The following is a 24,380-nucleotide window of genomic DNA, read 5'->3' on the forward strand; positions in this document are numbered from 1 at the left end:
TTAAAAGCTTATATTTTAAATATAGTTTGCCTTACTACAGTCATAAAACTCATCTTTTGTATTTCAAACAGTTGTGAATATTTCATGCTTTGCTTAATTTGTTTTACTTTCTCATTCCGAACGAAGTGAGGAATCTTCTCCTTTCTATAGTCACCCTTTAAGTCCAGAGATTCCTCTCACCCATTGAGGGTGATCGGAATGACAAAGGAAAAAGATGCCCCTTCGGGTCAGATTCCTCTGGGTCATTGAAACTCCTATGGATGGACTTTACTTATTAAACAGCCTCAATAAAACGAAAACTTGACAAAAAAATTTAGTATTACTAAAATTTAATTCTAAGAGGCAACCGTTTACCGTGGAAAAACTATCTTCTGGCATAAGTGGATTAGATAATCTTATTGATTATATCTATTCTGGTGATAATGTTGTATGGGAAGTTGATGCAGGAACTTCCTATGAAATCTTTATTAAGAAGTTTATTGAAGCTGCTTGTGCGGAATCAAACGATATTGTATATATTAGTTTTAACAAATCAGTTCCCACTCTTTTAAAAGAATTTGGCAACTGTATAAATGAAAAATTCCATATAATAGACAGTTTTACCTCAGGAAAAGGGAAAAATGATGCTACTTTTTTAAGAAATTATGAAGAACTAAGCAAGAAAATTCATATTGTTAAACTTTCAAATCCATCCAATCTTGATGAGCTTACAAATGCAATAACTATGGTTGAAAGCAAGATATCCTCTCCTACAGCTTATATTTTTGATAGTCTTACAGGAATGCAGAATCTTATTAAAGATGAAAGTCTAACCTATAGCTTTTTTACATATATGTGTCCAAGACTTTTTGATCTTGATAGCGTAGCTTATTGGATCGTAGAAAGAGATGCCCACAGTCAGAAATTTAAAGCAAATATCAGGCATATAACTCAAGTAGTTCTGGAACTATATAGACGTAAGGACAGTCTTTTCCTTAAAGCATTGAAACTATCAAGAAGAAAAAATCGTGAAGCCTTCAAACCTCATATGTATGAAGTAACTGACAACGACGAAATACATATTAAAGCAACTGAACAAACACTTGTCTTAGATATTGGTAACAAGTTAAGAGAAATAAGAATTTCAAGGAACATAAGTCAGAAGGAACTCGCAGAAAAAGTTAATCTCACGCCAGGATTCATCTCCCAGATGGAAAATAACCAAATTGCTCCATCTATTGTATCTTTCATGCAGATTTGTGATGCCCTTGGAGTAAAAGCAAGTGAGATATTAAATGAAACTAAAACTGAGGAGAAGTTTCTCATTAAGAAAAAAGATATATTGGCAAAACTTCCACAGAAGATATCCTCTGCAGATATTTATAGAGTTTTATCTGATGAAAATTTTCAAGCCTATCTTATTATGATACCTCCAAATTCTTCTATCAAAGGACACTTTTTAACAAAAAAAGAACCTGAGATTGTATTTTTAATAAAGGGAGAAGTCTCTGTGAGAATAAATAATTCTATTCACAGTCTCCAAGAAGGAGACTTTTTTTATATTAAAAAATCCATGCCAGAACAATGGCAGAATAAAGGAGGTGATAAGGCAGAACTTTTAGTTATAAGTAGATAATTATTCGTTTTCAAAATTTTTTAAAATGGGCAAAAATTATCGTGGATATTTTTTTGCCCAAATGAGTTAGTAATACTAAACTAATCTCATCAAAATTTACTATTACTTTAGGAGGTTTATTATGAGCGTAAATCCTGGTCAACCAAATGCAAGTTCTGCAACAGGAACTCGTAACAGGGTATCTGACCCTGCACCCTATTCAGGAATCTGTGCAGTATGTCTTGACGGATGTCCTGGCTTTTGTGAGGTAGGAAAATCCTCTTTTAGAGGAAGAGAAGTAGTTTATCCCGGACCTTTTGGAAAAGTTACAGCAGGAGCAACCAAAAAGTATCCTGTTGATTATTCTCATCTCAATATTCAGGGAACATGTGTTGGTGCGGTTGGCGTTGAACCTAACCCTGACAAAGCAACATTTCCAGCTGTTAACATTGAAAGAGAAATTGGCAAAAACTATAAAATTAAGATGCGAATACCGATATTTACAGGCGCTCTTGGTTCAACAGATATTGCAAAAGACAATTGGGAAGGATTAGCAATAGGAGCTGCAATTTCAGGAATTATGGTTGTTATCGGTGAGAATGTTGTTGGAATGGATCCTAAAGCTGAATTTGACAAAAACGGTAAAATAACAAAATCTCCTGAACTTGAAAGAAGAGTAAAATGCTTCAAAGAATGGTATGATGGTTATGGTGAAATAATTCTCCAGCAAAATGTTGAAGATACTCGTCTTGCCTCTGCTGAGTATGCTATTGACAAACTTGGCGTAACATGCATTGAGCTTAAATGGGGGCAGGGAGCAAAAGATATAGGCGGAGAAGTTAAACTTAAAAGCCTTGAAAGAGCTCTTGAACTTAAAAGAAGAGGCTATATAGTCTTGCCAGATCCTGAAGACCCGGTTGTGCAGAAAGCTTACAAAGCTGGTGAATTTAAAGAGTTTGAAAGACATTCAAGACTTGGCATGGTAGACTACGAAAGTTTTGAAAAATCAGTAAAACATTACAGAAAAGCTGGTGCAAAGTTTGTTTCTTTAAAAACAGGTGCATACAGAATCACAGACCTTGCAAGAGCTCTTAGATTCGCCTCTGATGCAGGAATTGACCTTGTTACAATTGATGGTGCTGGCGGTGGAACAGGCATGAGTCCATGGAGAATGATGAATGAGTGGGGCATTCCAACCATTTATCTTCAGGCAATTGCCTACAATTTTGCAAAACAGCTTGCAGCAAAGAAAAAATATGTGCCAGACCTTGCAATTGCAGGTGGATTCTCTCTTGAAGACCACATTTTTAAAGCATTGGCACTCGGCGCACCTTACTTTAAAGCTGTCTGTATGGGAAGAGCTTTAATGATTCCAGCCTTTGTTGGCAAGAACATCCATAAATGGTATGAAGACGGCAAACTTCCGGCTGATATAGCAAAATATGGAAACTCTGTAGAAGAAATATTTATTACCACGGAAGTACTTAAAAATAAGTATGGTAAAGCCTTCAAGAAGCTTCCATGGGGTGCTATTGCAATGTATACATTCGTTGACAGACTCACTCTTGGACTCAAACAGCTTATGGCTGGTGCAAGAAAATTCTCCATTGAATATCTTGATAGAAATGATATTGTTGCACTTACAAAAGAAGCCTCTGAAGTAACAGGCATTCCTTATGTAATGGAAGCTGATATGGAAGAAGCCCAGAAAATTCTTTTAAGCTAATCTTCTTAAGGAGAGGTTCTGCCTCTCCTTCATTTCAAAATTAAAATTTTATACGGCAGTTTTTTGCCGTATATTGACAAAATATTTTTAAAAAAAGTATAATGCCATATCTTTTATTTTGAGACATTAATTTATGAAAATTGAACAATATAAAGTAATTGAAAAAGCAGAAATCAACGATTTCATAAATAGTCTTATCTCAATATCTAAAGTAGTTGCTCCTGTTCACAAAGGTTTTAAAAATTACGTATTTCAAGAAATAAAATCTGCTAACAGTGTAAGTCTTAAATATATACCAACAATAATTCCACCTAAAAAATATTTTATGCCACAGAAAGAAACGATATTGAAGTTTGATATAAATAAAGATTTACAAATTGAACCTGTTGTAGATTATGAAAACCTAATCCTTTTTGGTGTTCATACCTGTGATATAGCTGGAATAAAATGCCTTAATATGGTTCTTTCAGATAAACCCAAAGACACAGGCTATCTTATCAGAAAAAAACATATAACAATTATAGGAATTGAGTGTAATGATTACTGCGATGAATATGCAAGTTGTTCATTTGTAGGTGCTCACATACCTACCACAGGATATGATTTGATGTTCACAGAACTCAATGATTATTTTATAGTGCATATTCATTCCTCTAAAGGAATGGATGTTATTGAAAAAACAGGATTTTTTAAACAAGCTACTGAAAAACAGATTGAAGAACTAAAAAATATGAGAAATACAAAGTTAAAAAAATTTAATAATGAAATTCCAACAGAAAGAAGATATCTTCCAGACTTATTTGATCGTTCATTTAATGCATCAGTATGGAAAGAACTTGAACAGAAGTGTCTAAGTTGCGGCAACTGCACAGCTGTTTGTCCTACCTGTTACTGCTTTGATATTAAAGAAGATGTTGATTTAAGTTTAAAAGCAGGCGAAAGATACAGAATCTGGTTTTCCTGCCAACTTGATCCATTTGCAAAGGTTGCAGGTGGAATAGATTTTCGCAGAGAACGTTCAGCAAGACAGAGACATCGTTTTTATAGAAAATTCAGGTATCATATTGACCGCTATGGTATGGTTTTCTGCACAGGCTGTGGTAGATGTTCCCGCACATGCATGGCAAAAATTAATCTTAAAGAAGTTTTAACTTCACTAATCAGAGAATCAGAGGCAAAAATATGGCGCAAGTGGTTATAAAAGATTCCCCTTATAATCTAAAAAAAGCAAAGATTTTAGATATAAAACCTCTAACAGATAAAGAAAAGCTTTTCAAATTAGTCTTTGAAGACCACACATGGCTTGATTTTGAGCCAGGACAGTTTATAATGGTTTCTTTGATGGGAATAGGAGAAATTCCTGTTTCTATTTGTTCTTCTCCTTTAAATAGACATTATTTTGAAATATGTGTAAGAGCTGTAGGTAAAGTTACAAACTCACTACATAAATTAAATGTAGGAGACATTATTGGGGTTAGAGGACCTTATGGCAATGGATTCCCAATCAAAATTATAGAGGGGCATGATTTATTAATAATTGCTGGAGGATTAGGTCTTGCACCCTTGCGCTCATTAATACTTTATGCCATTGACAATCGCAGAGATTTCGGAGAAATCCATATACTTTTTGGATGCAAAACTCCCGGAGAACTTCTTTTTGAAGATGAAATTGAAGAATGGGGTAAAAGACTTGATATACACTTTGCCTGCACAGTTGACAGAGCAGACCCAGACTGGAAAGGAAATGTAGGATTAATTACCTCTCTTATTCCTGGCGTTGATATTGACCCCTTAAGAACCTATGCAGCAGTAGTAGGACCTCCTGTAATGTATAAATTTGTCATAAAAGAGCTTTTAGCAAAGGGTTTACCGGTAGACCAAATTCTTCTGTCCTTTGAAAGACATATGAAATGCGGTATGGGAAAATGCGGTAGATGTCAAATACAGAATCTTTATTGCTGCAAGGATGGTCCTGTATTTACCTTTAAAGAAATAATGGATATGGCAGAGGCACTATAATGAGTAAACCAAAGGTTGCTTTTTTTGATTTTGCCTGCTGTGAAGGATGCCAGCTTCAGGTCGCCAATATTGGTGAACCTCTGCTTGATGTTCTTGATATTGTTCAGGTTGTTGAGTTCAGAGAAGTAATGTCAGAGAAGTGGGATGGGAAGTTTGATGTTGCTTTTGTGGAAGGAAGTATTACCGATGAACATGCTGTAGAGAGAGTGAAAAAAATTAGAGAGCGCAGCAAAATCCTTGTTGCTCTTGGCTCCTGCGCCACAATTGGCGGTGTTAACGGCATGAAAAACTCCTTCCCCCTTGAAGAAGTCGGTAAATATGTCTACGGAGAGTCCTATAAATTCTTCCCAACACTGCAAACAAAAGCTGTTCATCAGGTTGTACCCGTTGATTACTTTATCAATGGTTGCCCTATATATCAGCCAGAGTTTATTTCAGTGCTCAAATGCATTCTTCAGGGAATTCCTTATTATGTGCCTGAGTATCCCGTCTGTGTTGAATGCAAACTAAATGAAAACGTATGTATGTATGACAGAGGACTTACCTGTATGGGACCTGTAACAAAGGCAGGATGCAATTCCTGGTGCATTAATAATGGAAATATCTGCTATGGATGTAGAGGCCTTACAATAAATCCAAACACAGAAGGATTTAAAGAAGTATTGAAGAAATACAACATACCCGAAGACTTCTTAATAAAGAAAATTGAAATGTATAACAAGTGTAAGGAGTTAGATTAACAGTGAGTAAGAATATAAACATAAATGTTAATTATCTTACAAGAGTTGAAGGACATGGAAATATTGTAGTTGAGGTTAAAGATGGAAAGCTGGAAATCTGTAGACTTGAAATTGTTGAATCTCCCAGATTTTTTGAGGCTTTCCTGAGAGGTCGTTCCATCTATGAGGCACCTCATATAACAAGCAGAATATGTGGAATTTGTGCCTGCGGTCATACCTTAGCATCAATTCAAGCAGCGGAGGATGCATTGGGAATAAAACCTACTGAGCAAACAACACTTCTAAGAAAGTTACTTCTTCATTATGAAGAACTTGACAGTCACATTCTTCACATATATCTTCTTGTTGCACCAGACCTTGTGGGAGTTCCAAGTTTTGTGCCTCTTATAAAGTCTCATCCCGATGTTGTAAGACGTGCCCTTCGAATGAAGAGGCTCTGTAATGAACTTTGTGATATACTTGTTGGTAGACATGTTCATCCAATCTCAGCAGTAGTTGGTGGATTTACAAAACTTCCTTCTGAGACAGACCTTGAAGAGATGCATAAGAGACTTGTGGAGCTTCAAAAAGATATGGAAGCAACTGTTGAGTTATTCAGCCAGCTAAAATTCCCTGAATTTGAAAGAGATACAGAATATGTAGCATTAGTCAATGATGAGGACGAGTATCCACTTCTTTATGGTGATATTGGCTCAACAGACGGATACAGGGTAAGCAAGTATGAGTATAAGAATGTGACAAATGAATTCATAGTTCCCTATGCCTCAGCAAAAAGGACAAAGTGGCATAGAGAATCCTATGCAGTAGGTGCTCTTGCAAGATTTAATCTAAATTATGAGAAACTTCATCCAAAAGCAAAAGAGGCTGCAGCAACTTTAGGACTTAAACCAAAATGCATAAATCCCTATCTAAACACTGTTGCCCAGATAGTTGAGTGTGTTCACTGTGTTGAAGATGCTATAAGAATTATTGAAACACTCTGGCAAAAAGGCATCAACCATGACGAAGTAGTTGTGCCAGATATCAATGAACATGGTTTTTTACCTCAAAGGGCTGGAGAAGGCGTTGGTGCAGTAGAAGTTCCAAGAGGATTGCTGATTCATCATTATGAGTGTGATGAAAGAGGTATATTCAGAAATGCAAACTGTGTTATTCCAACCAATCAGAACACCCACAACATAGAGCTTGACATGCTAAAACTTGTCCCTGAAATAATTAATCAGTCTCCTGAAGAAATAAGGCTTTCCCTTGAAATGCTTGTTCGTGCCTATGACCCCTGCATTTCCTGTTCAGTGCACATGGTGGAAGTTAAATTAGGGGATAGAGATTAAGGATTTACCCCCTCTCTTCTTATTACTTTTGCGATTAATTTTCTGTTGAGTATTCCTGTCAGCTCTTTGAGAAAACTCTTCTTGCACCCTCTCGTTTTTCTCTCTCAGAGATACAACAAGCTCTAAATCTAAGACTTTTGCTATTTTTCTTAGGGTATTAAGGGAGTAATTATCATAAAAAGGGTCTTCAAGCCTTGCTATTGTAGACTGAGAAGTTCCAAGCATTTTGGCAAGTTGAACCTGAGTGATCCCCCTTTTTTCTCTATAATAGGCAATTTCAGTGGCAATCCTCGTCTTTTCAAGTCCTCTGTAAAAATCCTCTTTGAATTTTTTATCCTTAAATTGCTCTTTTAGAATATCCTTTAAATTTCTCACCTTATTTCCTCCTTTTTCATTCTTTCCAGAGCCAGTTCAATTTCTCTCTTTGGAATTTTCATAGTTTTCTTAATAAATCCATGCCAGATTTTCATCGTGTTACCCTCAATTGAATAAAATAATCTACAATTTCTTATCCTCAATTCCCAAAGATTCTCCGTTACTTTCTTTAACCATTCTGAAGAAACCTCTAAATTGCGTTCTCCTAATACACATAAAATCTGTAAAATTTTATTTCTGTCTCTTTCCTGCAAATTTAATATAAACTCTTCTACTTTTTCATGTAGAACTATTTCTATTTTCTTTTTCATAATTTTATCTCAATTTTGAGATATTGTCAACAAAAAATTTCAATACTTACTGAAAAGGATTGAAATATAATAGCAAAATGGGAATTTGATTTCAATGAATTGGCAATTTTTAAATAAATAGACCCTTTAAAGCATTCTTCGGTGTAGGGCAAAAATTTAAGAAAAACTTAGGAAAAAATATTTTGTATCAAACTTTCTATTTCCTTAGATAATTTCCCCTGCGAAAACTCAAGAAATGGAAACCCTTTTTTTACGGAATAAAGAATCTCCTCTGAAAAAGGTATTCTGCCTGCTAACTCAATTTCAAATTTATTTAATTCTTCCTCTATGTTTTCACTCATCTGAGGATTGAGGTCAAACTTGTTTATTATGACTTTTAAAGGTATTTTAAAATGTTTTGCAAGTTCAATAACCCTGCCTAAGTCATGCATTCCTGAAAGGGTTGGCTCGGTAACTGCAACAACAAGGTCAACTCCTGTCATTGAAGCCATAACTGGACAGCCTACTCCAGGTGGTCCATCAATTATTATGTATTGGCAACCCGTTATCTCAGCAGTATCCTTAGCAATTTCTCTAAGCTTTGTAACAAGTTTTCCCGAGTTTTCCTGAGCAATCCCAAGCCTTGCGTGAATTAGTGTTCCATATTTTGTCTCTGAGATAAAATACCGCCCAGAAACTCTATCTCTAAGAATAATAGCCTCTTGAGGACATATATAACTACATATGGTGCAACCTTCACAGGAAAGCTCATCAACCTTAAAATCCTCGCCTATTGCATTGAATTTACAGTTTTCCCTGCATAGACCACACTCTATGCATTTTGTTTTGTCTATTTGAGCGAGCTTTCCACCTATGAATTCATAGGCTTCTTTTATTTCTGGATGCAGCAAAAGATGAAGGTTTGCTGCATCAACATCACAGTCAACCAACACCTTGTTTTTAACTGCTACGGCAAGGCATCCTGTAAAAAATGTCTTTCCTGTTCCACCTTTTCCGCTGATTATCAAAATTTGTTTCATCTTATCTTCCTCAACATTTCCCGAAAGGCTTCTTTATACTCAGGCATAGCTTTAATTAGTGGAATTCCCTTTGAGTAAGCCTCAGCTATCTGCCTTTGAAAAGGTATTTTTAGAAGAATGGGGATATTGTTTTTGCTGCAAAAATCCTCAATTAAACTATCTTCGTCACTTTTATTAATTATCACTCCTGCCCTAACTCCCAAAGCCTTTGTTACCTCATGGGCAATCTTAAGGTCATGAAACCCAAAGGGAGTTGGTTCTGTAACAAGCATGCAATAGTCAGAACCTCTTATAGCTGCTACTGCTGGACATGAAGTACCTGGTGGAGCATCAATTACTGTAATTTTTCGCAGATTTGTAAAACTTTTTGCCTTTTCAATAACCTTTGGAGCTAAAACCTCTGATAAATTAAGCCTTCCCTCAATGAATTCAACTTCCTCTGCTACTCCTATTTTAACTTTGCCAATAGTCCTTTCAGCCTTCTTCATTGCCTTTTCGGGACACAGAAGTATGCAACCCTCACATCCATGACAGAGATGAGGGAAAAGGAGAACATCTCCGCTTCCTTCAAGTTTTATCACACTTAATGCATTGTATGCACAAACCTCACTACAGTAACCACAGTAGTTACATTTTTCCTTGTCAACCTCAGGAACAACAGTTGTAACTTCTATCTCTTTATGTATCTCTGGATTTAAAAATATATGAACATTTGGCTCTTCCACATCGCAGTCAATTAACTGAGAATTTTCTAAACTTAATGCCAAAGATACAGCAACCGTTGTTTTTCCTGTTCCACCTTTTCCGCTGGCTACTGATATTATCATTTTGTAAGCTCCACACAGACAAAACCGTAAGAGCTTATGTCATCAGCTATTGCCTCAGACTCTTCAGGAGATGGCTCGTCAAAGGGAGATTTTTTAAGAGTTCCAAAAACTCTTTTTATTTTTAATCCTGCTAAACTAACAATTTTTTTGAAATCTTCAAAACTATAAAAGTTTGCAAGCTTGTAAAAGAGATGTCCTTCTTTCTTTTTTTGCGCATAAAGCTTTCCCCATTCTGAATCTAAAAATACATCTCCGATAATAACTTTACCCTCTTCTTTTAATACTCTTTTTGCCTCTTTCAAAGCAAGCAGAGGGTCTTTAACAAAACATAATGTTACAATAAGCATTACGCAGGAAAATACCTTGTCTCTGAATGGCAGCTCTTCAGCCTTTGCCTTAATGACTCTTATACCCCTTAATTTTGCTATCCTAAGAGGTGCTTCTGCCACATCAACTCCAAATGCCTCTTCAGCAAGCACAGCAAATCTACCAGTGCCAACTCCCACTTCAAGAACTTTACCATTGCAGTCATTAATGAGTTTTTTAAGGCATTTCTTTTCATTTTCATAGAGTATCTTCCCTCTTTCAGAGTCATACCAAGCATCATACTGGGTAGCATAACTCTCAAAAGGCTCATCAATACTCACAACTTCCTCCGATGTAGATGCGACTGCCTGCTCCTGCTTCAATAAAACCTGAATGGAAAGCCTTTTTAAAGAGCCTTCTTGCAAGGTCTCCTGTACAGTGGGATGGTGCTATATACCTTACTCCTTCACTTTTTAGAAACTCTATTAACTCATGGATTTCTTCTTCTTTTTTATCTTTTAGATGAAGCCCTCCTACCAGCGCAAAAATTTTATCATTAATTATCTCTTTAGCTTTTTTAAAAATTTCTTTTAATCCTGCATGAGCACAGCCTGTTATTACAACCAGTCCTCCACCTGTATCCATAAGGAGAGATATTTCTTTAATGTTTTCACCGAGTTCACCTGTAAGATAAACGCCATTCATTATTTCTACACACTCTGAATTTACAAAGGTAAGATTGACATTTTTTAGTTCTTCCCTATTTAAAAGGGTTTCTGCACAAGATTTACCTGCATAAATGTTGAAATCTTTTTTAAGATTAACTATGCCTGTCAATCCTTGTGTATGATCTTTATGACAATGAGATAAAACCACTCTTGTAATCATCTGTGGCTTTATTTCTGCCTTATTGAGATTATGAATTAAAATCTCATTGTCAGCTCCTGTATCAAATAAAATGCCTCCATAACCCTTTTTTATAAAACAGCTATATCCAAACCCTGAACGAAAACCAGACTCGCCTTCATAGTTATCAAAAAGTATTCTGATATCAATAAGCATATTAAACCTTTAGCTTTTCAGTTATTTTTTCAACTACCTGGGCAAATGCTTGAGCAGGTTTAGTTTCAGGGAAATAAATCATCATCGGTTTTCCCTCATCTCCTGCTTTGACTATCTGAGGATCAACGGGAATTTTGCCAAGAAATGGAACTTTATATTCTTCAGCCAGTTTTTCTGCACCACCTGTTTTGAATATTTCAACGGTATTGCCACAATGAGGACATACAAAACCACTCATATTCTCAACAATGCCAATTATGGGAATAGAGGCTTCCTTACAGAATTTTATACTCCTACGAACATCAGCCAGAGCTACCTCTTGAGGAGTTGCAACAATAACTGCGCCATCAACATTGTCAAGCAACTGAACAATTGATATTATCTCATCTCCTGTTCCAGGAGGGGAGTCAACAACAAGATAGTCAAGCTCACCCCAGCGAACATCACTTAAAAACTGCTCAATCATTCTGTGTTTTAGGGGACCACGCCATACAACAGGTGTGTCTTTTTCTTCAAGAAAAAAGCCTATAGAAATTACCTGCAAATTGTCAAAAACTTTTAAAGGGAAAAGCCCCATATCAGTTACTAAAGGAGAATGACCTTGTAGACCAAGCATATTCGGAATATTAGGACCATGAATATCAATATCAAGAAGTCCTACGTGGTATCCTTTCTTTGCAAGTCCTGTAGCAAGATTTGTTGACACTGTGCTTTTGCCAACTCCACCCTTGCCTGAAAGGACAAGAATCTTCTTCTTAATTGCTGATACATTTGCTTTAAGTGTTAATTCTCTTCTTCTCTGTTCTTTTTCTGTTTCACAGGAACAGGATTTTTCTTCTGCCATTACGTCTTCCTCCTTTTAAAAAATTGAGACTGTTCAAAAACTTGTAACCTATTGAAATTCAATAAATTACAAGCTCTAAAATTTTTCAATTACCTCCGTCTGTCATTCCGAGCCAAGCGAAGCGAGCCCGGAGCCGTCGGCGAAGGGTCTGCGAGGAATCTCCTCTTTCTGATTTAAGGAGGCGACCCTTCGGCTTCGCTTCAGGATGACCCTCCAGGTCAGATTCCTCGCACCCATTGAGGGTGCTCGGAATGACCTTTAATAATTAAACAGTCTTTAAAAAATTTATATATTCAACAATTTTTAATTATATCATCAACTTTACCGCTTGCTTCAACAATTTCAATGCCAGCTTTCCTCAAAACCATTTCGGCACTTGCTCCAACTCTGCCTGTAAAAACTTTTTTTACGCCTTTCTGAATAACAAATTGAGATGCCTGAATCCCTGCACCTCCGCTTGCCTCTTTCCAGAAGTTTTCTACCGCCTCATATTGTTTTGTATCTGTATCGTAAAAAATAAAAAAATTGCAACGCCCAAATCTTGGGTCAATATCTGAATTCAAATTCTCACCTGAGGATGTAATACATATCTTCATCTTAATTTTCTTCTCCTTTCAATTTAGTGTTTGCAACCTTCATGCCCGTGTTCTCCATGCTCGCAAAGGCTTTCTCCACCTTTGAGAGAGCCGTTTAAAAATTTCTCAATTGTTTCATCAATGCTTCCAGTTATCCCTACAATAACTTTTATGCCTGAAGCCTGAAGGTTCATCACAGCATTTGGACCCATTCCACCAGCTATAACACAATCAACATTCTGATTCCTTAAAAACATAGGAACAGCACCAGGTTGATGTGCTTTATATCCAGGATTTTCAATAAAATCCTTACGGACAACCTTTCCATCATTAATCTCCACTACTGTAAAACCAGGGCATCTTCCAAAATGTTGAGCTACATGTCCATTTTCAGTTGCTATTGCTAATCTCATCTTTACCCTCCTAATTCCCAAAAATTGTTGGTGGTGCGTATTTATGCGTTCCTTCTACTATTTCTATTCCTGCTTTTTCCTTTACTGCTGCAATAATATCATCTTTCCTTGGACAGAACTTTATCATACATGTGCCAATATGAAGTACATCAATGTTCTCTTTTAGTGCTGCCAGCTGGGTTTTAAAAAGAAGGAGACTACAAATAGCCCTTGTTTTATTACCTTCACAGCCTCCACAATCCATAATACCAACAATTGAAACATCATCATTTCTATATCGCTCAAACTCTCCTTCCTTACGCAACAGAGCAACTAAACATTTTGCATCTGCAGGACACAAATTTTGCTCTCTAATCATCTTACAGGCTAAAATTGCTATCTTTTTCATAACACATCCCTCCCTAAAATTAACCGGAGGCAAAGCCTCCGGCTTACTCAGTTTTTTCCTTTTCAATCTCACTTAGACGCCTCTGTACAGCCTCAAGTTCTTTTTTAAGAATTTCTGCCTCTTCTCTGAGCCACTCCACCTCCTCTCTGGAAGAGGCTCCCCCGAAAAAAGGCATTCTCCAGAACCACTTAAATCTTCTTCTAAATCCACCTAAGCATCTAAAGCCTCTGCCAAATCCAAACCTTCTACCTGATGCAGAATTCATATATCTTGATGCACCGCCACAATAGCCCATTCCTCTACCTGTCATTGGACCCTGCCCAAAAGGTCCTGTTCTGTCAAATCCTGGCATTTTATCACCCCCTAAATTTATTCTGAATTTATATTAATGAAAATCATTATCAATTGTCAACTAAATTTTTCATTATTGTTATAAAATATCTTTTGACGAAGAGGGATATATTGTGGTATAAAATTACAATATCGTGAGAGGTTAGAAGCTAAATTAGCTTTCGCTACAGTATCAACGATCTTTAACAAGTTTTAGACTTTAAAAAGTGGTAAAAATTTGAAAGTATTCACTTGCATTTTAGCCCTCTCTGAGAGAGGTTACGGAAAAAGGCACTAAAAAACCTTAAAAATCAGCAAGTTACAAAGGCTACTATTGAAAAACAAGACCTCATTTAAAAGGGATTGCGACTTTTTCTTAGTCTTTCATAGGCTAAAACAAGACCTTCTCTGTTGGAAAACAAGACCTCATTTAAAAGGGATTTCTGAAAAAGCAACACCAAGCCCAAGCATACCTGAAACAAAGGAAAGCATTGCAAGTCCTACAACAATAATAATATCTTCTTGCATTGAAAAAATTTTATAAAATTGAAATGCAAGCTGTCAATAATTTTAGGCTTTATTACTGTACAAATATTAAAATTTTTATAATTTGTCAAAATTTATTGAGTAGGTTATAATATTTGTTAAATAATCGTTACTCATAATTTTAAAGGAGTTTAATATGCCTTTTGGACAAGGATGGGGATGCAGAGGAAGATTTAAAGAATGTGGATTAAAATGGACACAAACAAGACAAGCTGTTATTGATATACTTTCATCAAAAGGCGGACATCTTAGCGCAGAAGAAATCTTTCTTGAAGTAAAAAAGCTTCTTCCAGGAATAGGACTTGCTACGGTTTATAGAACACTTGAACTTTTAACAGAGCTCGGAATAGTAAGGAAATTTGACTTTAAAGATGGAAGGTCTCGCTACGAATTCGTTGCCGGCAAAGAAGGTATTGAACATTATCACCTCATTTGTAGAATCTGTGGAAAAATAATTGATTATGAAACAGAAGCTGATAAAGATGCAGACCCTCTTAAAGATTTTAAAAAATCTCTTTCAGAAAAATTCAAATTTTCAATTGAACGGTCAGATATTCAGTTTTTTGGTCTTTGTGAGAGATGTAAGGGTTTAATGGAGAAAAAGGACTGAAAAAAACAAAAAGTTCCATTACTTTATTAAATCCCATATCATTTTAGCAGCAATAATATAAAGCACTATACCAATAACCTTTTTTACCTGCGGCGCAGAAAGCTTTTTTCTCATAAGATAATTTCCCAATACAGCTCCTGCAACTGAAGCAATAGCACAAACTATTAAGAGATTGTGGTCAATATTGCCAAGAGAAATATGTCCTAAGAAACCTGCAAAAGAAGAAAAAATAACAATAAAAGATGTTGTGGCAGAGGCTTTTTTAGGGTCAAATCCAAGCCATACAAGTGCTGGAACAATTAGATTACCTCCACCTACCCCCAAAAGCCCACCAATAAAGCCTGCAAATCCACCAACTCCCGCACCATAACTGATTAATTTTTTAGAGTCTGAAATCTCTCTTTTTTTTGGTTTATACCATAACATCATTGAACCTGCAAAGAGAAGAAATCCAATAAAAAGCCATAAAAGAAATGTTCTTGAAAGATGCTCTGCTGTAATCGCACCAAGTGGTGAAAGCAAGGAAGCAATTATTAAAATTGGCAAGGCTGTTCTATAAACAATCAGCCCTGCCCGTGCATTATAAAAGGATGCAACAGCCATAGCAAAGCTATTTAGCAATAAAGCTGTTGACATGGCTGTAAGAAGAGGAATTCCTAAGGCAACAAACACAGGAATAAGAATAAAAGCAGCTCCAACCCCTGCTATTGTAAGAACAGTTGTAAAGAAAAAAGTAATAAGAGAAGCTAAAAGATAAGTCATTTTTCAAAACCTTCCTCATAGCCTGAACAGTCAATGCAAACTTTTTTAAGTTCTACAACCTCACAAGCTTGTGCTTTTCCAATCAATCTTAGGTAAGGTCTTGCCACCATCTCTCCACAAATATCACAAACTCCCATTCCCATAACTTCAGTAGGTGTTTCAAAATATGAATCTTCCACTTTTCCAACTAAAAGCACCTCTTCCATAGGAGACTCAAGCAGCAGATTTATTACTTCCATAACTTCTTCCTCAGAAATCTCAGTTGGAGGAACCCCTGCTGCTCTTTTTTTCATAAAAGTTGAATTTGCAATCTTTTCCCTTATTTTTGGGTTAAAACATAGCCTTATCTGTTTACCCTGCTTAGGGTCTATCAATGTAAACGCAAGTTTTCCTCTTGGTTTTTTAATAAGATTTCCTTTACCAGCAGTGCAGCCTGTTGCAAATTGAACTCCATCTCCAAAACATCCTGCACCATGATTATATCCTGTCTCAAGAATTACAAAAAGTTCCTTCACATTTGCTCTCTTTACTCCCAGGTTTTCTAAAGCAATCTGTCCAGCCCTGAACCCTAATGCAGAAGCCCAGCATTTGTGACCATGAAACCCAAACAATTTGTCTAAAGTTTCTCTGTCAATCATTTGATGCCTCCTATTTTACTTTTGAGACTGTTCAAAACTTGTAACCTATTGAAATTCAATAAATTACAAGCCCTAAAATTTTTCAATTACCTCCATCTGTCATTCCGAGCCGCAGGCGAGGAATCTCCAGATTTTTCAATATCTTCAGAGATTCCTCGCACCCATTGAGGGTGCTCGGAATGACCTTCAGTAATTGAACAGCCTCTACTTTTTTACTTTGTTTCTTCCATTTTATAACATTAAGTCTTAAATTTGTCAAGAACAAATAAAAAAATTTTTTTATGAGAAAAATTTTCAATAAAAACTTCATCTATAAACCAAAGTAAAATCTTATTTTAAAATTCATTGAGGTCATATTATCAAAAAGAACCATAAACTTTTTTATTGGGCAAATTCTATTGTATGAGCTTAAATTATATTTTCATAAACAATGGGTTTCAAGTTATGATATCAACTTTTCTGTATAACTTCATTTACAGATGCCCTTTCCTTTTTTATTTTTGTTTAAACCACTATCACAAACCAGTAAAATTTGACATAACAGAAAAAATCTTATTATTATTAAAAATATTCCATCCTATAGGAGGTTATGTGGCTGGTCATTCCAAATGGGCACAAATCAAACATAAAAAAGCTCAGGTTGATGCAAAAAAAGGCAAAATTTTTACAAAACTTGTAAAAGAAATATCTGTAGCAGCACGTCTTGGAGGAGGAGACCCCGAAAAAAATCCCCGATTGAGAGTTGCTATTGAAAAAGCAAGAGAAGTCAATATGCCAATGGATAACATAAAAAGAGCAATAATGAAGGGAACAGGAGAACTTGCAGGCACAACATATGAAGAGGTTATTTATGAAGGCTATGGACCAGGTGGAGTGGCGATTTTAATTGAAGCAATGACAGATAATAAAAACAGAACTGTTTCTGAAATAAGGCATCTTCTTTCAAAACATGGTGGCAGTCTTGGAGAGTCTGGATGTGTTTCATGGATTTTTGAGAAAAAAGGATATATCCTTGTTGATAAAAAAACCATAGATGAAGACACTCTTATTTCTGTTGCTTTAGAAGCAGGAGTTGAAGATGTAAAAAATGATCCAAAAGAAGAAAACTATGAAATTATTGTATCTCCTGAACAATTAAATCAGGTAAAAACTATTATAGAGAAAGCAGGGATTCCTGTTTCTTTTGCTCAGGTAACTATGTTACCTAAAAACTATATTTCCATAGAAGGAGAAGATGCAGAAAAAATGCTGAAACTCATGGATGCATTAGAAGACCATGATGATGTTCAAAATGTTTATGCAAATTTTGATATTCCAGAAGAGGCAATGAGTAAGGCAGAAGTATAGTATGGAACCATCTATTAGACTTACTTTTAAGAGAAAATTTATCGCGGGTCTAATAGTAACAATTCCTGTAGCAATAAGCATCTTCATACTGATTCAACTTTTTAAAATTATTGATGGGCTTTTGGGACCAATTTATGATTATATTTTTGGCAGACATATTGCTGGATTAGGTTTTCTGACAGCTTTAATATTGGTATTTGTTGTTGGTGTTATATCAACAAATGTATTTGGGAAAAAACTTTTGGATCAGATTGAAAAATTGCTCTTTCTTAAAATTCCGATTTTTAAAAGTCTATATTCATCCTTAAAGCAGTTGATTGATGCTTTTTCTCCTGAGAATAAAACATCTTTTCAGAAATTTGTAATTGTAGAGTATCCGAGAAAGGACAGCTTTGTTTTTGGATTTCAGACAAAAGAGTGCATTTTAAAGGAAAATGATATGGAGAAAAAACTTATTTCAGTTTATATACCCACTAATAATCTTTATCTTGGAGAGGTTGTGCTCTTTGAACCTGAAAGCGTTATTCATACTAATATTCCAGTTCAGGAAGGTATAAAAATAATTCTTTCAGGTGGAATAGCTGCACCCCAAATAATAAGAGGTGATAAATAGTGGATGTGGTAATTTTGGCAGCAGGACTTGGCACAAGAATGAAGTCCTCTAAGCCAAAAGTTCTCCACAGAATCTTTGAAAAGCCAATTATAGATTACGTAATAGATTGTGCTAAGAGTTTAAATCCTTTTAATTCATTTGTAGTTATAAATCCTTCATTGAAAGAGGTGGCTGAACATTTAGAAAAATATGACATAAAAATTGTTTTTCAGAATGAACCTAAGGGAACAGCTCATGCCTTACTTTCAGCTTTGCCTTATTTGAGCAGCGATAAAATTCTTATTCTCAATGGAGATACTCCTCTTTTAAGGAAAGAAACACTTGATAGTTTTATTGAACTTTTCAATAAAAACAGACTTGATATGGCATTACTCTCTTTTTATCCACAAAGAGAACATTCTTATGGAAGAATTTTGAGAGATGGAGAACGAAAAATTAAAAAAATTGTTGAAATTACAGATTTTAAAGATGAATTAATGCTATCATCAGAAGCAAATAGCGGTGTTTATATTTTAAAAAGAGAGGTTGCAAAGCTTATTAAAGAAATTAAGCAAAATCCAAATAAAGGTGAATTTTATCTCACTGATATTGTGGAAATAGCTATTAATAAAGGATTTAACATAGAAGCCTATCCACTTGCAGAGGAAAATGAACTAATAGGAATAAATACAAGAGCAGAACTTTCTCTTGCGATGAGATATTTAAGAGACAGAATTGTTAGAGAATGGATGGAAAAAGGTATTACATTCTATGATCCTACTTTGGTATGGATTTCTCCATCTGTAACAATAGGACAGGATACAATAATTTATCCCAATGTTTTTCTTGAAGGAGATACAAAAATAGGTCAGAATTGTCTCATTTGTCAGGGTGTTAGAATAAAAGATAGCATAATTGAGGATAATGTTCAGATTAATGATTGCACAGTTATAGAAAACTCACATATTAAATCAGCTTCAAAAATAGGTCCATTTGCGCACCTAAGGCCTAATACTATTATAGGCAAAGGATGTAGAATTGGTAATTTTGTTGAAGTAAAGAATTCTACAATTAGTGATGGCACAAAAGCTGCTCATCTGAGCTATATTGGTGACTCTGAAATTGGCAATAATGTGAACATAGGAGCGGGGACTATTACATGCAATTATGACGGGCAGAAAAAGCATAAAACAATTATAGAAGACAATGTTTTTATAGGCAGTGATACGCAGCTTGTAGCACCAGTAAAAATATGTAAGGGTGCATATATCGGCGCTGGCTCAACAATTACAAAAGAAGTGCCTGAAGACTCTCTTGCCATAAGCAGAACTCCGCAAAAAAACATTTTAGGTTGGGCTAAGAAAAAGAGGAAACAGTAATGTGCGGAATAATTGGATATATAGGAGATAAAAATGCTATTCAGATAGTCCTGGATGGATTAAAAAAACTTGAATACAGAGGATATGATTCAGCCGGGATAGCTTGCCTTTTAAATGGAAAAATAAAAACAGTAAAGTGTAAGGGTAAAATTAAAAATCTTGAATCTCTGGTTGATGATAGCTTAAAACAATCAAAAATGGCTATTGGACATACAAGATGGGCAACACATGGAAAACCTTCAGATGAAAATGCCCATCCCCATTGTTCTGGTTCAATTGCATTGGTTCACAATGGAATAATAGAAAATTATGCAGAAATAAAAAAAGAATTACAGACAGAGGGTTATAAATTTGTCTCACAAACTGATACAGAAGTTATTGCTCATTTAATAAGAAAATACAGGGAGAATAATTTATCACTTGAAGATTCTATTAGAAAAGCTGTTAGTAGACTCAGAGGTTCTTATGCAATAGTTATAATGGATGATAAAGAACCAGATAAACTTATTGGAGTAAGAATGGAAAGCCCTCTTGTTGTAGGAATCTCTGATAGCGAAAAATTTATAGCTTCAGATGTTCCTGCTTTTCTCAATCACTGTAACAAAGCCTTATTCCTTGAAGATGGAGAGATGATTGTTTTAAATAAAGAAGGTTTTAGAGTTTACAATTTAGAAGGCAAAGAAAAGAAAAAAACACCTGTTACAATAACATGGACAGCTTCTATGGCTGAAAAAGGTGGATTTAAGCATTTTATGTTAAAAGAGATATATGAACAGCCAAGAGCCTTGTCTGACACAATTAGAGGAAGAGTTTTGTCCGATCAGGGCAAGATAGTTTTTGAGGAATTTGGATTAACAAGAGATGAAATGAGAAGAATAGAAAAAATTTATCTTGTTGCCTGTGGAACATCATACCATGCCTGTTTAATCGGAGAATATATAATAGAAAATATAGCTCAGATACCTGTTGAAGTAGATATAGCTTCTGAATTTAGATATAGAAACATGCCTTTTGAAAAAAACTCTTTATTTGTTGCTATAACCCAATCAGGAGAGACAGCAGATACGCTTGCAGCTTTAAGATATGCAAAAAAGTTTGGTGTAAAAACATTAAGCATCTGTAATGTGCTTGGAAGTACAGCATCAAGGGAAGCCGATGCTGTATTTTATACTCATTCTGGTCCAGAAATAGGAGTTGCCTCTACAAAGGCTTTTACCTCTCAGATTGTTGCACTTTATATCTTAAGTATCGGACTTTCAATTGCAAAAGGAGTTTTCCCAAAAATCTTTATTAAAAATTTATTAGAAGAACTCCTGCTTTTACCAAGAATGGCTGAAGAAACATTACTGTTAGATAAAAAAATTCAGTTACTGGCAAAAGAAGTTTATAGAAAACCAAACTTTCTCTATCTCGGAAGAGGAGTAAACTATCCTGTGGCTTTAGAAGGTGCTCTTAAGCTAAAGGAAATCTCATACATACATGCTGAAGGTTATGCAGCAGGTGAGATGAAACACGGACCCATTGCTCTTGTAGAAGAAGGATTTCCCGTGGTTTTTATTGCTTCTGATGATTTATATCTTGAGAAAACGATTTCAAATATAGAAGAAATAAAGGCAAGAGACGGTTTTATCATAACTATTTCAAGCAGTAAAGAAGAAAAGCTTAAAAAATTATCAGACAGATTTATTTATGTGGAGGGAATTAACAGCTATCTTAATACAGTACTGTTCAGTATTCCCCTTCAGTTACTTGCTTATCATGTGGCTCTTTTAAGGGGGTGCGATGTGGATCAACCAAGAAATCTTGCAAAAAGTGTTACTGTTGAATAGTTTATTTTTAAAAATAAAAATTAGAGGGGTATAGCCATGAAAGATTTCCCCTTAGGGGATTTGAATCCCGCCCAACAGGAAGCAGTAGTTTATTGTGAAGGTCCACTTCTTGTACTCGCAGGTGCAGGAAGTGGAAAAACAAGGGTCATTACTTATAAGTATGCCTACCTTACCAAATCAAAGGGACTTCTTCCATCTTCAATCTTCACTGTAACTTTTACGAATAAGGCAGCTGATGAGATGAAAGAAAGAATTTTCAAAATGTGTAATGGAAACTGGAAAAATACATGGATTGGGACATTTCACTCTCTTTGTGTCAGGATTTTAAGAGCCCATATTGACAACATCGGTTATAAAAGAGATTTTATCATCTATGATGACGATGATCAGGCAGGACTTATAAAAAGAATTTTAAAAGACTTAAACATGCATGAAGCTTTATGTAAATGCGTTGTCACAAAAATAAGCAACTTGAAATCAAATTTGATTACTCCTGAAGACTATATTTCAAATATTGAAGGTTACGAGTTTGAAGAAAGACTCGGCAGAATATATATGCGATATCAGAATGAACTCAAAAGATATAATGCTCTTGATTTTGATGATCTAATCCTCTGCGTAATAAAGCTATTTAATGAGAATGAAGATTTACTGAGGCGATATTCTGAGCAATTTAAGTATATTCTTGTAGATGAATTTCAGGATACAAATAAATCTCAGTATATGCTTTTACAGTTACTTTGCAGATATCATAAAAATATCTGTGCTGTTGGTGATGATGATCAGAGTATTTATAAATTCAGAGGTGCGAATATCCATAATATACTAAATTTTGAAAAAGACTTTCCTGATACAAAAATAGTTAAACTTGAACAGAACTATCGTTCTACAAAACATATTATTCTCGCTTCCTCTGCAATGATTTCAAGGAATACAATGAGAAAACCAAAAATTCTCTGGACAGAAAGAGATTGGGGAGAAAAAATTTTTTACTGTCAGTTAAATAACGAAGAAGAAGAAGAAGCAAAATACATAGCAAAGAATATCAAAGAACTATATCTTAAAGGAGATTATGAATATAAAGATTTTGCTATTCTTTACAGACTGGTTCTTCAGGCAAGAGCTTTAGAAGAAGCTTTGCGTATGGAAGGAATTCCTTATCAGGTTATAAGTGGAGTTAGCTTTTATCATCGTAAAGAAATAAAGGATGTGCTTGCTTATATGCGTTTTATTTTAAATAAAGAAGACAATGTAAGTCTTATGAGAATCATAAATACTCCTCCAAGAGGTATTGGAGCATCAGCAATATCAAAAATTGAATCCGAAGCCAAAAAGTATATGATATCAACCTTTGAGGCAATAAAAAGAATAATAAAGGAAGATACTGTTTCAGCTACTTTAAAGGAAAAGCTTGTATCTTTTGTAACATTGGTAGATGAGCTTTCAGAAAAAGACTATAAAGATGCTGCCTCTATGATCAAAGATATATTGAATTTCACAGGATATCTTGAAGAAATTGAAGAAGACAGAATCCAGAATGTGTTAGAGTTTCTGTCTTCTGCTGAAAAAATGCCTGTTAGAGAATTTCTTGACAAAGTTGCTCTTTTTTCAAATGTAGATACATGGGAAAACAAAAAAAACTATGTTTCTCTTCTTACTCTTCATGCAGCAAAAGGACTTGAGTTTCCTGTTGTTTTTATAGCAGGCTGTGAAGAAGGAATTTTACCATACTTTAAAGCACTTGAAGATCCTTTTGAGTTACAGGAAGAAAGAAGACTGTTTTATGTAGGAATGACAAGAGCCAAAAATCTTCTGTTTATTACAAGTGTAAAGCAGAGAAAGCTTTACTCAAAAGTTCAAAAACAGGAGACTTCAAGCTTTATTAAAGATATTCCACCTGAATACTGTATATGTATTAGAAAAGATTACTCAACCTTTGCTCCTCATAAAAAAGAACCAGAAACTCCTAAAATTAAACCTCCATTTGTAATAGGATGTAAGGTTAAACATCCTACTTGGGGCGTTGGTGTTGTGAGAGACTGTTATGGAGAAGGAGATGATTTAAAGGTTATTGTTAACTTTCCTGGTATAGGAATTAAAAAATTAGCACCAAAAATTGTAAACTTAGAAAGGGTCTAACTATGAAAATTTCAAAAGAAGAAGTAAAACATATTGCAATGTTGAGCAGACTTGAACTTAATGAAGAAGAGATAGGCGTTTATCAAGAGCAACTAAGTAGAATACTTGACTACATAGAGAAACTAAATGAGATAGACACAACATTAGTTGAACCTACATCCCATGTAATTGAATTAAAGAATGTCTTTAGAGATGATAATGTTAAAGGCTCTATCTCAAGAGATGAGGCATTAAAAAATGCACCTGACCAAACAGATAAATTTTTTAGAGTACCCAAAATTATTGAGTAAAAAATGTTAAGAAGTTTTTTAAGAGCCAAACTACACTTGGCAAAAGTAACAGAGGCTAATTTATTCTATGAAGGCTCAATAAGTGTTGATATTGAACTACTTGAGCTGGCAGGTATATTGCCTTATGAAAGAGTCTGGATAAGCAATATGAATAATGGAGAAAGATTTGATACCTATGTCATACCTGCTCCCAAAGGTTCAAGAACTATTGGATTAAATGGTCCTGCTGCTAAAAAAGCTAAAGTTGGAGACAGAATTGTTATTTTTTCTTATGGTTATCTTTTAGAAAACGAAATTCCATTGCATAAACCAAAAATTATAATCCTTGACGAAAATAACAATCCTGTAAAGATTTATTCTGCTTCTATTTATCCTGAGTCTGTATAAT

27 protein-coding genes are annotated in these 24,380 nt (G+C 35.0%); 14 read left to right on the forward strand and 13 right to left on the reverse strand.

All coding sequences use genetic code 11. The features are described from left to right. The first annotated feature begins 355 nt into the window (after window positions 1–355). From FLY87_RS01820 to FLY87_RS01845, 6 genes are all read left to right on the forward strand, one after another. Entirely contained in the window at window positions 356–1,615 is a 1,260-nt protein-coding gene (locus FLY87_RS01820; protein WP_012545483.1) for a helix-turn-helix domain-containing protein, read from the forward strand. A gap of 121 nt (window positions 1,616–1,736) precedes the next feature. Continuing rightward, a complete protein-coding gene (locus tag FLY87_RS01825) occupies window positions 1,737–3,320 on the forward strand; it encodes an FMN-binding glutamate synthase family protein (protein ID WP_141266169.1) in 1,584 nt (527 codons plus the stop codon). 133 nt (window positions 3,321–3,453) lie between these two features. Further along, the gene (locus FLY87_RS01830) at window positions 3,454–4,521 is read left to right on the forward strand and encodes a 4Fe-4S dicluster domain-containing protein (protein WP_028842334.1); all 1,068 of its coding nucleotides are present in this window, start codon (window positions 3,454–3,456) and stop codon (window positions 4,519–4,521) included. After that, window positions 4,503–5,339, forward strand: a complete 837-nt coding sequence (locus FLY87_RS01835) for an FAD/NAD(P)-binding protein (protein ID WP_012546652.1) — start codon at window positions 4,503–4,505, stop codon at window positions 5,337–5,339. Before FLY87_RS01830 ends, FLY87_RS01835 begins: the two co-directional genes overlap by 19 nt. Then, on the forward strand, window positions 5,339–6,079 hold the full coding sequence (locus FLY87_RS01840; RefSeq protein WP_028842336.1) for a cytochrome b: 741 nt from the start codon (window positions 5,339–5,341) through the stop codon (window positions 6,077–6,079). The genes FLY87_RS01835 and FLY87_RS01840 overlap by 1 nt, the downstream gene beginning before the upstream one ends. Before the next feature lie 2 nt (window positions 6,080–6,081). After that, window positions 6,082–7,410: a Ni/Fe hydrogenase subunit alpha gene (locus tag FLY87_RS01845; RefSeq protein ID WP_028842337.1), complete on the forward strand. Its 1,329-nt coding sequence runs from the start codon at window positions 6,082–6,084 to the stop codon at window positions 7,408–7,410. Here FLY87_RS01845 and FLY87_RS01850 read toward each other — a convergent pair. The 11 genes from FLY87_RS01850 to FLY87_RS01900 all read right to left on the reverse strand — a co-directional run bounded on the left by FLY87_RS01850 (window position 7,393) and on the right by FLY87_RS01900 (window position 13,882). Beyond that, window positions 7,393–7,785 carry a helix-turn-helix domain-containing protein gene (locus FLY87_RS01850; RefSeq protein WP_012546378.1) on the reverse strand — a complete coding sequence of 131 codons (393 nt, stop codon included), beginning with the start codon at window positions 7,783–7,785 and terminating at the stop codon, window positions 7,393–7,395. The genes FLY87_RS01845 and FLY87_RS01850 overlap by 18 nt on opposite strands. Beyond that, window positions 7,782–8,096: a type II toxin-antitoxin system RelE/ParE family toxin gene (locus tag FLY87_RS01855; protein WP_012545451.1), complete on the reverse strand. Its 315-nt coding sequence runs from the start codon at window positions 8,094–8,096 to the stop codon at window positions 7,782–7,784. The genes FLY87_RS01850 and FLY87_RS01855 overlap by 4 nt, the downstream gene beginning before the upstream one ends. Window positions 8,097–8,263: 167 nt before the next feature. Next, a complete protein-coding gene (locus FLY87_RS01860; RefSeq protein ID WP_028842338.1) occupies window positions 8,264–9,115 on the reverse strand; it encodes an ATP-binding protein in 852 nt (283 codons plus the stop codon). Further along, window positions 9,112–9,942, reverse strand: a complete 831-nt coding sequence (locus FLY87_RS01865; protein ID WP_028842339.1) for an ATP-binding protein — start codon at window positions 9,940–9,942, stop codon at window positions 9,112–9,114. The genes FLY87_RS01860 and FLY87_RS01865 overlap by 4 nt, the downstream gene beginning before the upstream one ends. After that, window positions 9,939–10,589 (reverse strand): class I SAM-dependent methyltransferase, encoded by a 651-nt coding sequence (locus tag FLY87_RS01870; protein ID WP_141266203.1) that lies wholly within the window; start codon window positions 10,587–10,589, stop codon window positions 9,939–9,941. The genes FLY87_RS01865 and FLY87_RS01870 overlap by 4 nt, the downstream gene beginning before the upstream one ends. Beyond that, the gene (locus FLY87_RS01875) at window positions 10,579–11,310 is read right to left on the reverse strand and encodes an MBL fold metallo-hydrolase (RefSeq protein ID WP_141266170.1); all 732 of its coding nucleotides are present in this window, start codon (window positions 11,308–11,310) and stop codon (window positions 10,579–10,581) included. Before FLY87_RS01875 ends, FLY87_RS01870 begins: the two co-directional genes overlap by 11 nt. 1 nt (window position 11,311) lies before the next feature. Then, on the reverse strand, window positions 11,312–12,154 hold the full coding sequence (locus FLY87_RS01880) for an Mrp/NBP35 family ATP-binding protein (RefSeq protein WP_141266171.1): 843 nt from the start codon (window positions 12,152–12,154) through the stop codon (window positions 11,312–11,314). A gap of 293 nt (window positions 12,155–12,447) precedes the next feature. After that, on the reverse strand, window positions 12,448–12,750 hold the full coding sequence (locus tag FLY87_RS01885; protein WP_141266172.1) for a NifB/NifX family molybdenum-iron cluster-binding protein: 303 nt from the start codon (window positions 12,748–12,750) through the stop codon (window positions 12,448–12,450). A 23-nt stretch (window positions 12,751–12,773) separates the two neighbouring features. Then, window positions 12,774–13,142 (reverse strand): NifB/NifX family molybdenum-iron cluster-binding protein, encoded by a 369-nt coding sequence (locus FLY87_RS01890; RefSeq protein WP_141266173.1) that lies wholly within the window; start codon window positions 13,140–13,142, stop codon window positions 12,774–12,776. Between the two features lie 10 nt (window positions 13,143–13,152). Next, window positions 13,153–13,530: a CGGC domain-containing protein gene (locus FLY87_RS01895; RefSeq protein WP_141266174.1), complete on the reverse strand. Its 378-nt coding sequence runs from the start codon at window positions 13,528–13,530 to the stop codon at window positions 13,153–13,155. Window positions 13,531–13,573: 43 nt separating this feature from the next. Then, window positions 13,574–13,882 (reverse strand): DUF5320 domain-containing protein, encoded by a 309-nt coding sequence (locus tag FLY87_RS01900; protein WP_141266175.1) that lies wholly within the window; start codon window positions 13,880–13,882, stop codon window positions 13,574–13,576. 660 nt (window positions 13,883–14,542) lie between these two features. Here FLY87_RS01900 and FLY87_RS01910 point away from each other — a divergent pair. Further along, window positions 14,543–15,016 (forward strand): Fur family transcriptional regulator, encoded by a 474-nt coding sequence (locus FLY87_RS01910; RefSeq protein ID WP_012545679.1) that lies wholly within the window; start codon window positions 14,543–14,545, stop codon window positions 15,014–15,016. Window positions 15,017–15,034: 18 nt separating this feature from the next. Here the strand turns inward: FLY87_RS01910 and FLY87_RS01915 are convergent, their stop codons facing one another. Both FLY87_RS01915 and FLY87_RS01920 read right to left on the reverse strand, forming a co-directional pair. Continuing rightward, window positions 15,035–15,778, reverse strand: coding sequence for a sulfite exporter TauE/SafE family protein (locus FLY87_RS01915; RefSeq protein WP_012545035.1), 744 nt, complete (start codon window positions 15,776–15,778; stop codon window positions 15,035–15,037). Continuing rightward, window positions 15,775–16,416, reverse strand: a complete 642-nt coding sequence (locus FLY87_RS01920; protein WP_012545946.1) for an FmdE family protein — start codon at window positions 16,414–16,416, stop codon at window positions 15,775–15,777. Before FLY87_RS01920 ends, FLY87_RS01915 begins: the two co-directional genes overlap by 4 nt. A 591-nt stretch (window positions 16,417–17,007) precedes the next feature. On the opposite strand from FLY87_RS01920, the gene FLY87_RS01925 reads away from it, so the two are divergent. Genes FLY87_RS01925 through panD form a run of 7 tightly spaced genes read left to right on the forward strand, consistent with a single transcriptional unit; the run spans window position 17,008 to window position 24,379 of the window. Beyond that, window positions 17,008–17,763: a YebC/PmpR family DNA-binding transcriptional regulator gene (locus FLY87_RS01925; RefSeq protein WP_012545318.1), complete on the forward strand. Its 756-nt coding sequence runs from the start codon at window positions 17,008–17,010 to the stop codon at window positions 17,761–17,763. Window position 17,764: 1 nt separating this feature from the next. Then, window positions 17,765–18,376: a DUF502 domain-containing protein gene (locus tag FLY87_RS01930; protein WP_141266176.1), complete on the forward strand. Its 612-nt coding sequence runs from the start codon at window positions 17,765–17,767 to the stop codon at window positions 18,374–18,376. Further along, entirely contained in the window at window positions 18,376–19,734 is a 1,359-nt protein-coding gene (glmU, locus tag FLY87_RS01935; RefSeq protein WP_141266177.1) for a bifunctional UDP-N-acetylglucosamine diphosphorylase/glucosamine-1-phosphate N-acetyltransferase GlmU, read from the forward strand. The genes FLY87_RS01930 and glmU overlap by 1 nt, the downstream gene beginning before the upstream one ends. Then, the gene (gene glmS / locus FLY87_RS01940) at window positions 19,734–21,563 is read left to right on the forward strand and encodes a glutamine--fructose-6-phosphate transaminase (isomerizing) (protein WP_141266178.1); all 1,830 of its coding nucleotides are present in this window, start codon (window positions 19,734–19,736) and stop codon (window positions 21,561–21,563) included. The genes glmU and glmS overlap by 1 nt, the downstream gene beginning before the upstream one ends. A 36-nt stretch (window positions 21,564–21,599) precedes the next feature. Continuing rightward, on the forward strand, window positions 21,600–23,702 hold the full coding sequence (locus tag FLY87_RS01945) for an ATP-dependent helicase (RefSeq protein WP_141266179.1): 2,103 nt from the start codon (window positions 21,600–21,602) through the stop codon (window positions 23,700–23,702). A gap of 2 nt (window positions 23,703–23,704) precedes the next feature. Continuing rightward, window positions 23,705–23,992: an Asp-tRNA(Asn)/Glu-tRNA(Gln) amidotransferase subunit GatC gene (gene gatC, locus FLY87_RS01950; RefSeq protein ID WP_012544984.1), complete on the forward strand. Its 288-nt coding sequence runs from the start codon at window positions 23,705–23,707 to the stop codon at window positions 23,990–23,992. A gap of 3 nt (window positions 23,993–23,995) precedes the next feature. Continuing rightward, a complete protein-coding gene (gene panD / locus FLY87_RS01955) occupies window positions 23,996–24,379 on the forward strand; it encodes an aspartate 1-decarboxylase (RefSeq protein WP_028842349.1) in 384 nt (127 codons plus the stop codon). The last annotated feature ends 1 nt before the right edge of the window (window position 24,380 follow it).

Origin of the sequence: Thermodesulfovibrio sp. Kuro-1 (assembly GCF_006538445.1) — a bacterium.
In the GTDB taxonomy this organism is placed as follows: domain Bacteria; phylum Nitrospirota; class Thermodesulfovibrionia; order Thermodesulfovibrionales; family Thermodesulfovibrionaceae; genus Thermodesulfovibrio; species Thermodesulfovibrio yellowstonii.

Bases quoted from the DNA above. Each gene is read 5' to 3' on its own strand.
- FLY87_RS01930 (WP_141266176.1), top strand. From the start codon at position 17,765: ATGGAACCATCTATTAGACTTACTTTTAAGAGAAAATTTATCGCGGGT.
- FLY87_RS01915 (WP_012545035.1), bottom strand. From the start codon at position 15,778: ATGACTTATCTTTTAGCTTCTCTTATTACTTTTTTCTTTACAACTGTT.
- FLY87_RS01825 (WP_141266169.1), top strand. From the start codon at position 1,737: ATGAGCGTAAATCCTGGTCAACCAAATGCAAGTTCTGCAACAGGAACT.
- gatC (WP_012544984.1), top strand. From the start codon at position 23,705: ATGAAAATTTCAAAAGAAGAAGTAAAACATATTGCAATGTTGAGCAGA.
- FLY87_RS01855 (WP_012545451.1), bottom strand. From the start codon at position 8,096: ATGAAAAAGAAAATAGAAATAGTTCTACATGAAAAAGTAGAAGAGTTT.
- FLY87_RS01880 (WP_141266171.1), bottom strand. From the start codon at position 12,154: ATGGCAGAAGAAAAATCCTGTTCCTGTGAAACAGAAAAAGAACAGAGA.
- FLY87_RS01920 (WP_012545946.1), bottom strand. From the start codon at position 16,416: ATGATTGACAGAGAAACTTTAGACAAATTGTTTGGGTTTCATGGTCAC.
- FLY87_RS01885 (WP_141266172.1), bottom strand. From the start codon at position 12,750: ATGAAGATATGTATTACATCCTCAGGTGAGAATTTGAATTCAGATATT.
- FLY87_RS01865 (WP_028842339.1), bottom strand. From the start codon at position 9,942: ATGATAATATCAGTAGCCAGCGGAAAAGGTGGAACAGGAAAAACAACG.
- FLY87_RS01840 (WP_028842336.1), top strand. From the start codon at position 5,339: ATGAGTAAACCAAAGGTTGCTTTTTTTGATTTTGCCTGCTGTGAAGGA.
- FLY87_RS01860 (WP_028842338.1), bottom strand. From the start codon at position 9,115: ATGAAACAAATTTTGATAATCAGCGGAAAAGGTGGAACAGGAAAGACA.
- FLY87_RS01895 (WP_141266174.1), bottom strand. From the start codon at position 13,530: ATGAAAAAGATAGCAATTTTAGCCTGTAAGATGATTAGAGAGCAAAAT.
- FLY87_RS01890 (WP_141266173.1), bottom strand. From the start codon at position 13,142: ATGAGATTAGCAATAGCAACTGAAAATGGACATGTAGCTCAACATTTT.
- FLY87_RS01900 (WP_141266175.1), bottom strand. From the start codon at position 13,882: ATGCCAGGATTTGACAGAACAGGACCTTTTGGGCAGGGTCCAATGACA.
- FLY87_RS01830 (WP_028842334.1), top strand. From the start codon at position 3,454: ATGAAAATTGAACAATATAAAGTAATTGAAAAAGCAGAAATCAACGAT.
- FLY87_RS01945 (WP_141266179.1), top strand. From the start codon at position 21,600: ATGAAAGATTTCCCCTTAGGGGATTTGAATCCCGCCCAACAGGAAGCA.
- FLY87_RS01835 (WP_012546652.1), top strand. From the start codon at position 4,503: ATGGCGCAAGTGGTTATAAAAGATTCCCCTTATAATCTAAAAAAAGCA.
- FLY87_RS01875 (WP_141266170.1), bottom strand. From the start codon at position 11,310: ATGCTTATTGATATCAGAATACTTTTTGATAACTATGAAGGCGAGTCT.
- glmS (WP_141266178.1), top strand. From the start codon at position 19,734: ATGTGCGGAATAATTGGATATATAGGAGATAAAAATGCTATTCAGATA.
- panD (WP_028842349.1), top strand. From the start codon at position 23,996: ATGTTAAGAAGTTTTTTAAGAGCCAAACTACACTTGGCAAAAGTAACA.
- FLY87_RS01910 (WP_012545679.1), top strand. From the start codon at position 14,543: ATGCCTTTTGGACAAGGATGGGGATGCAGAGGAAGATTTAAAGAATGT.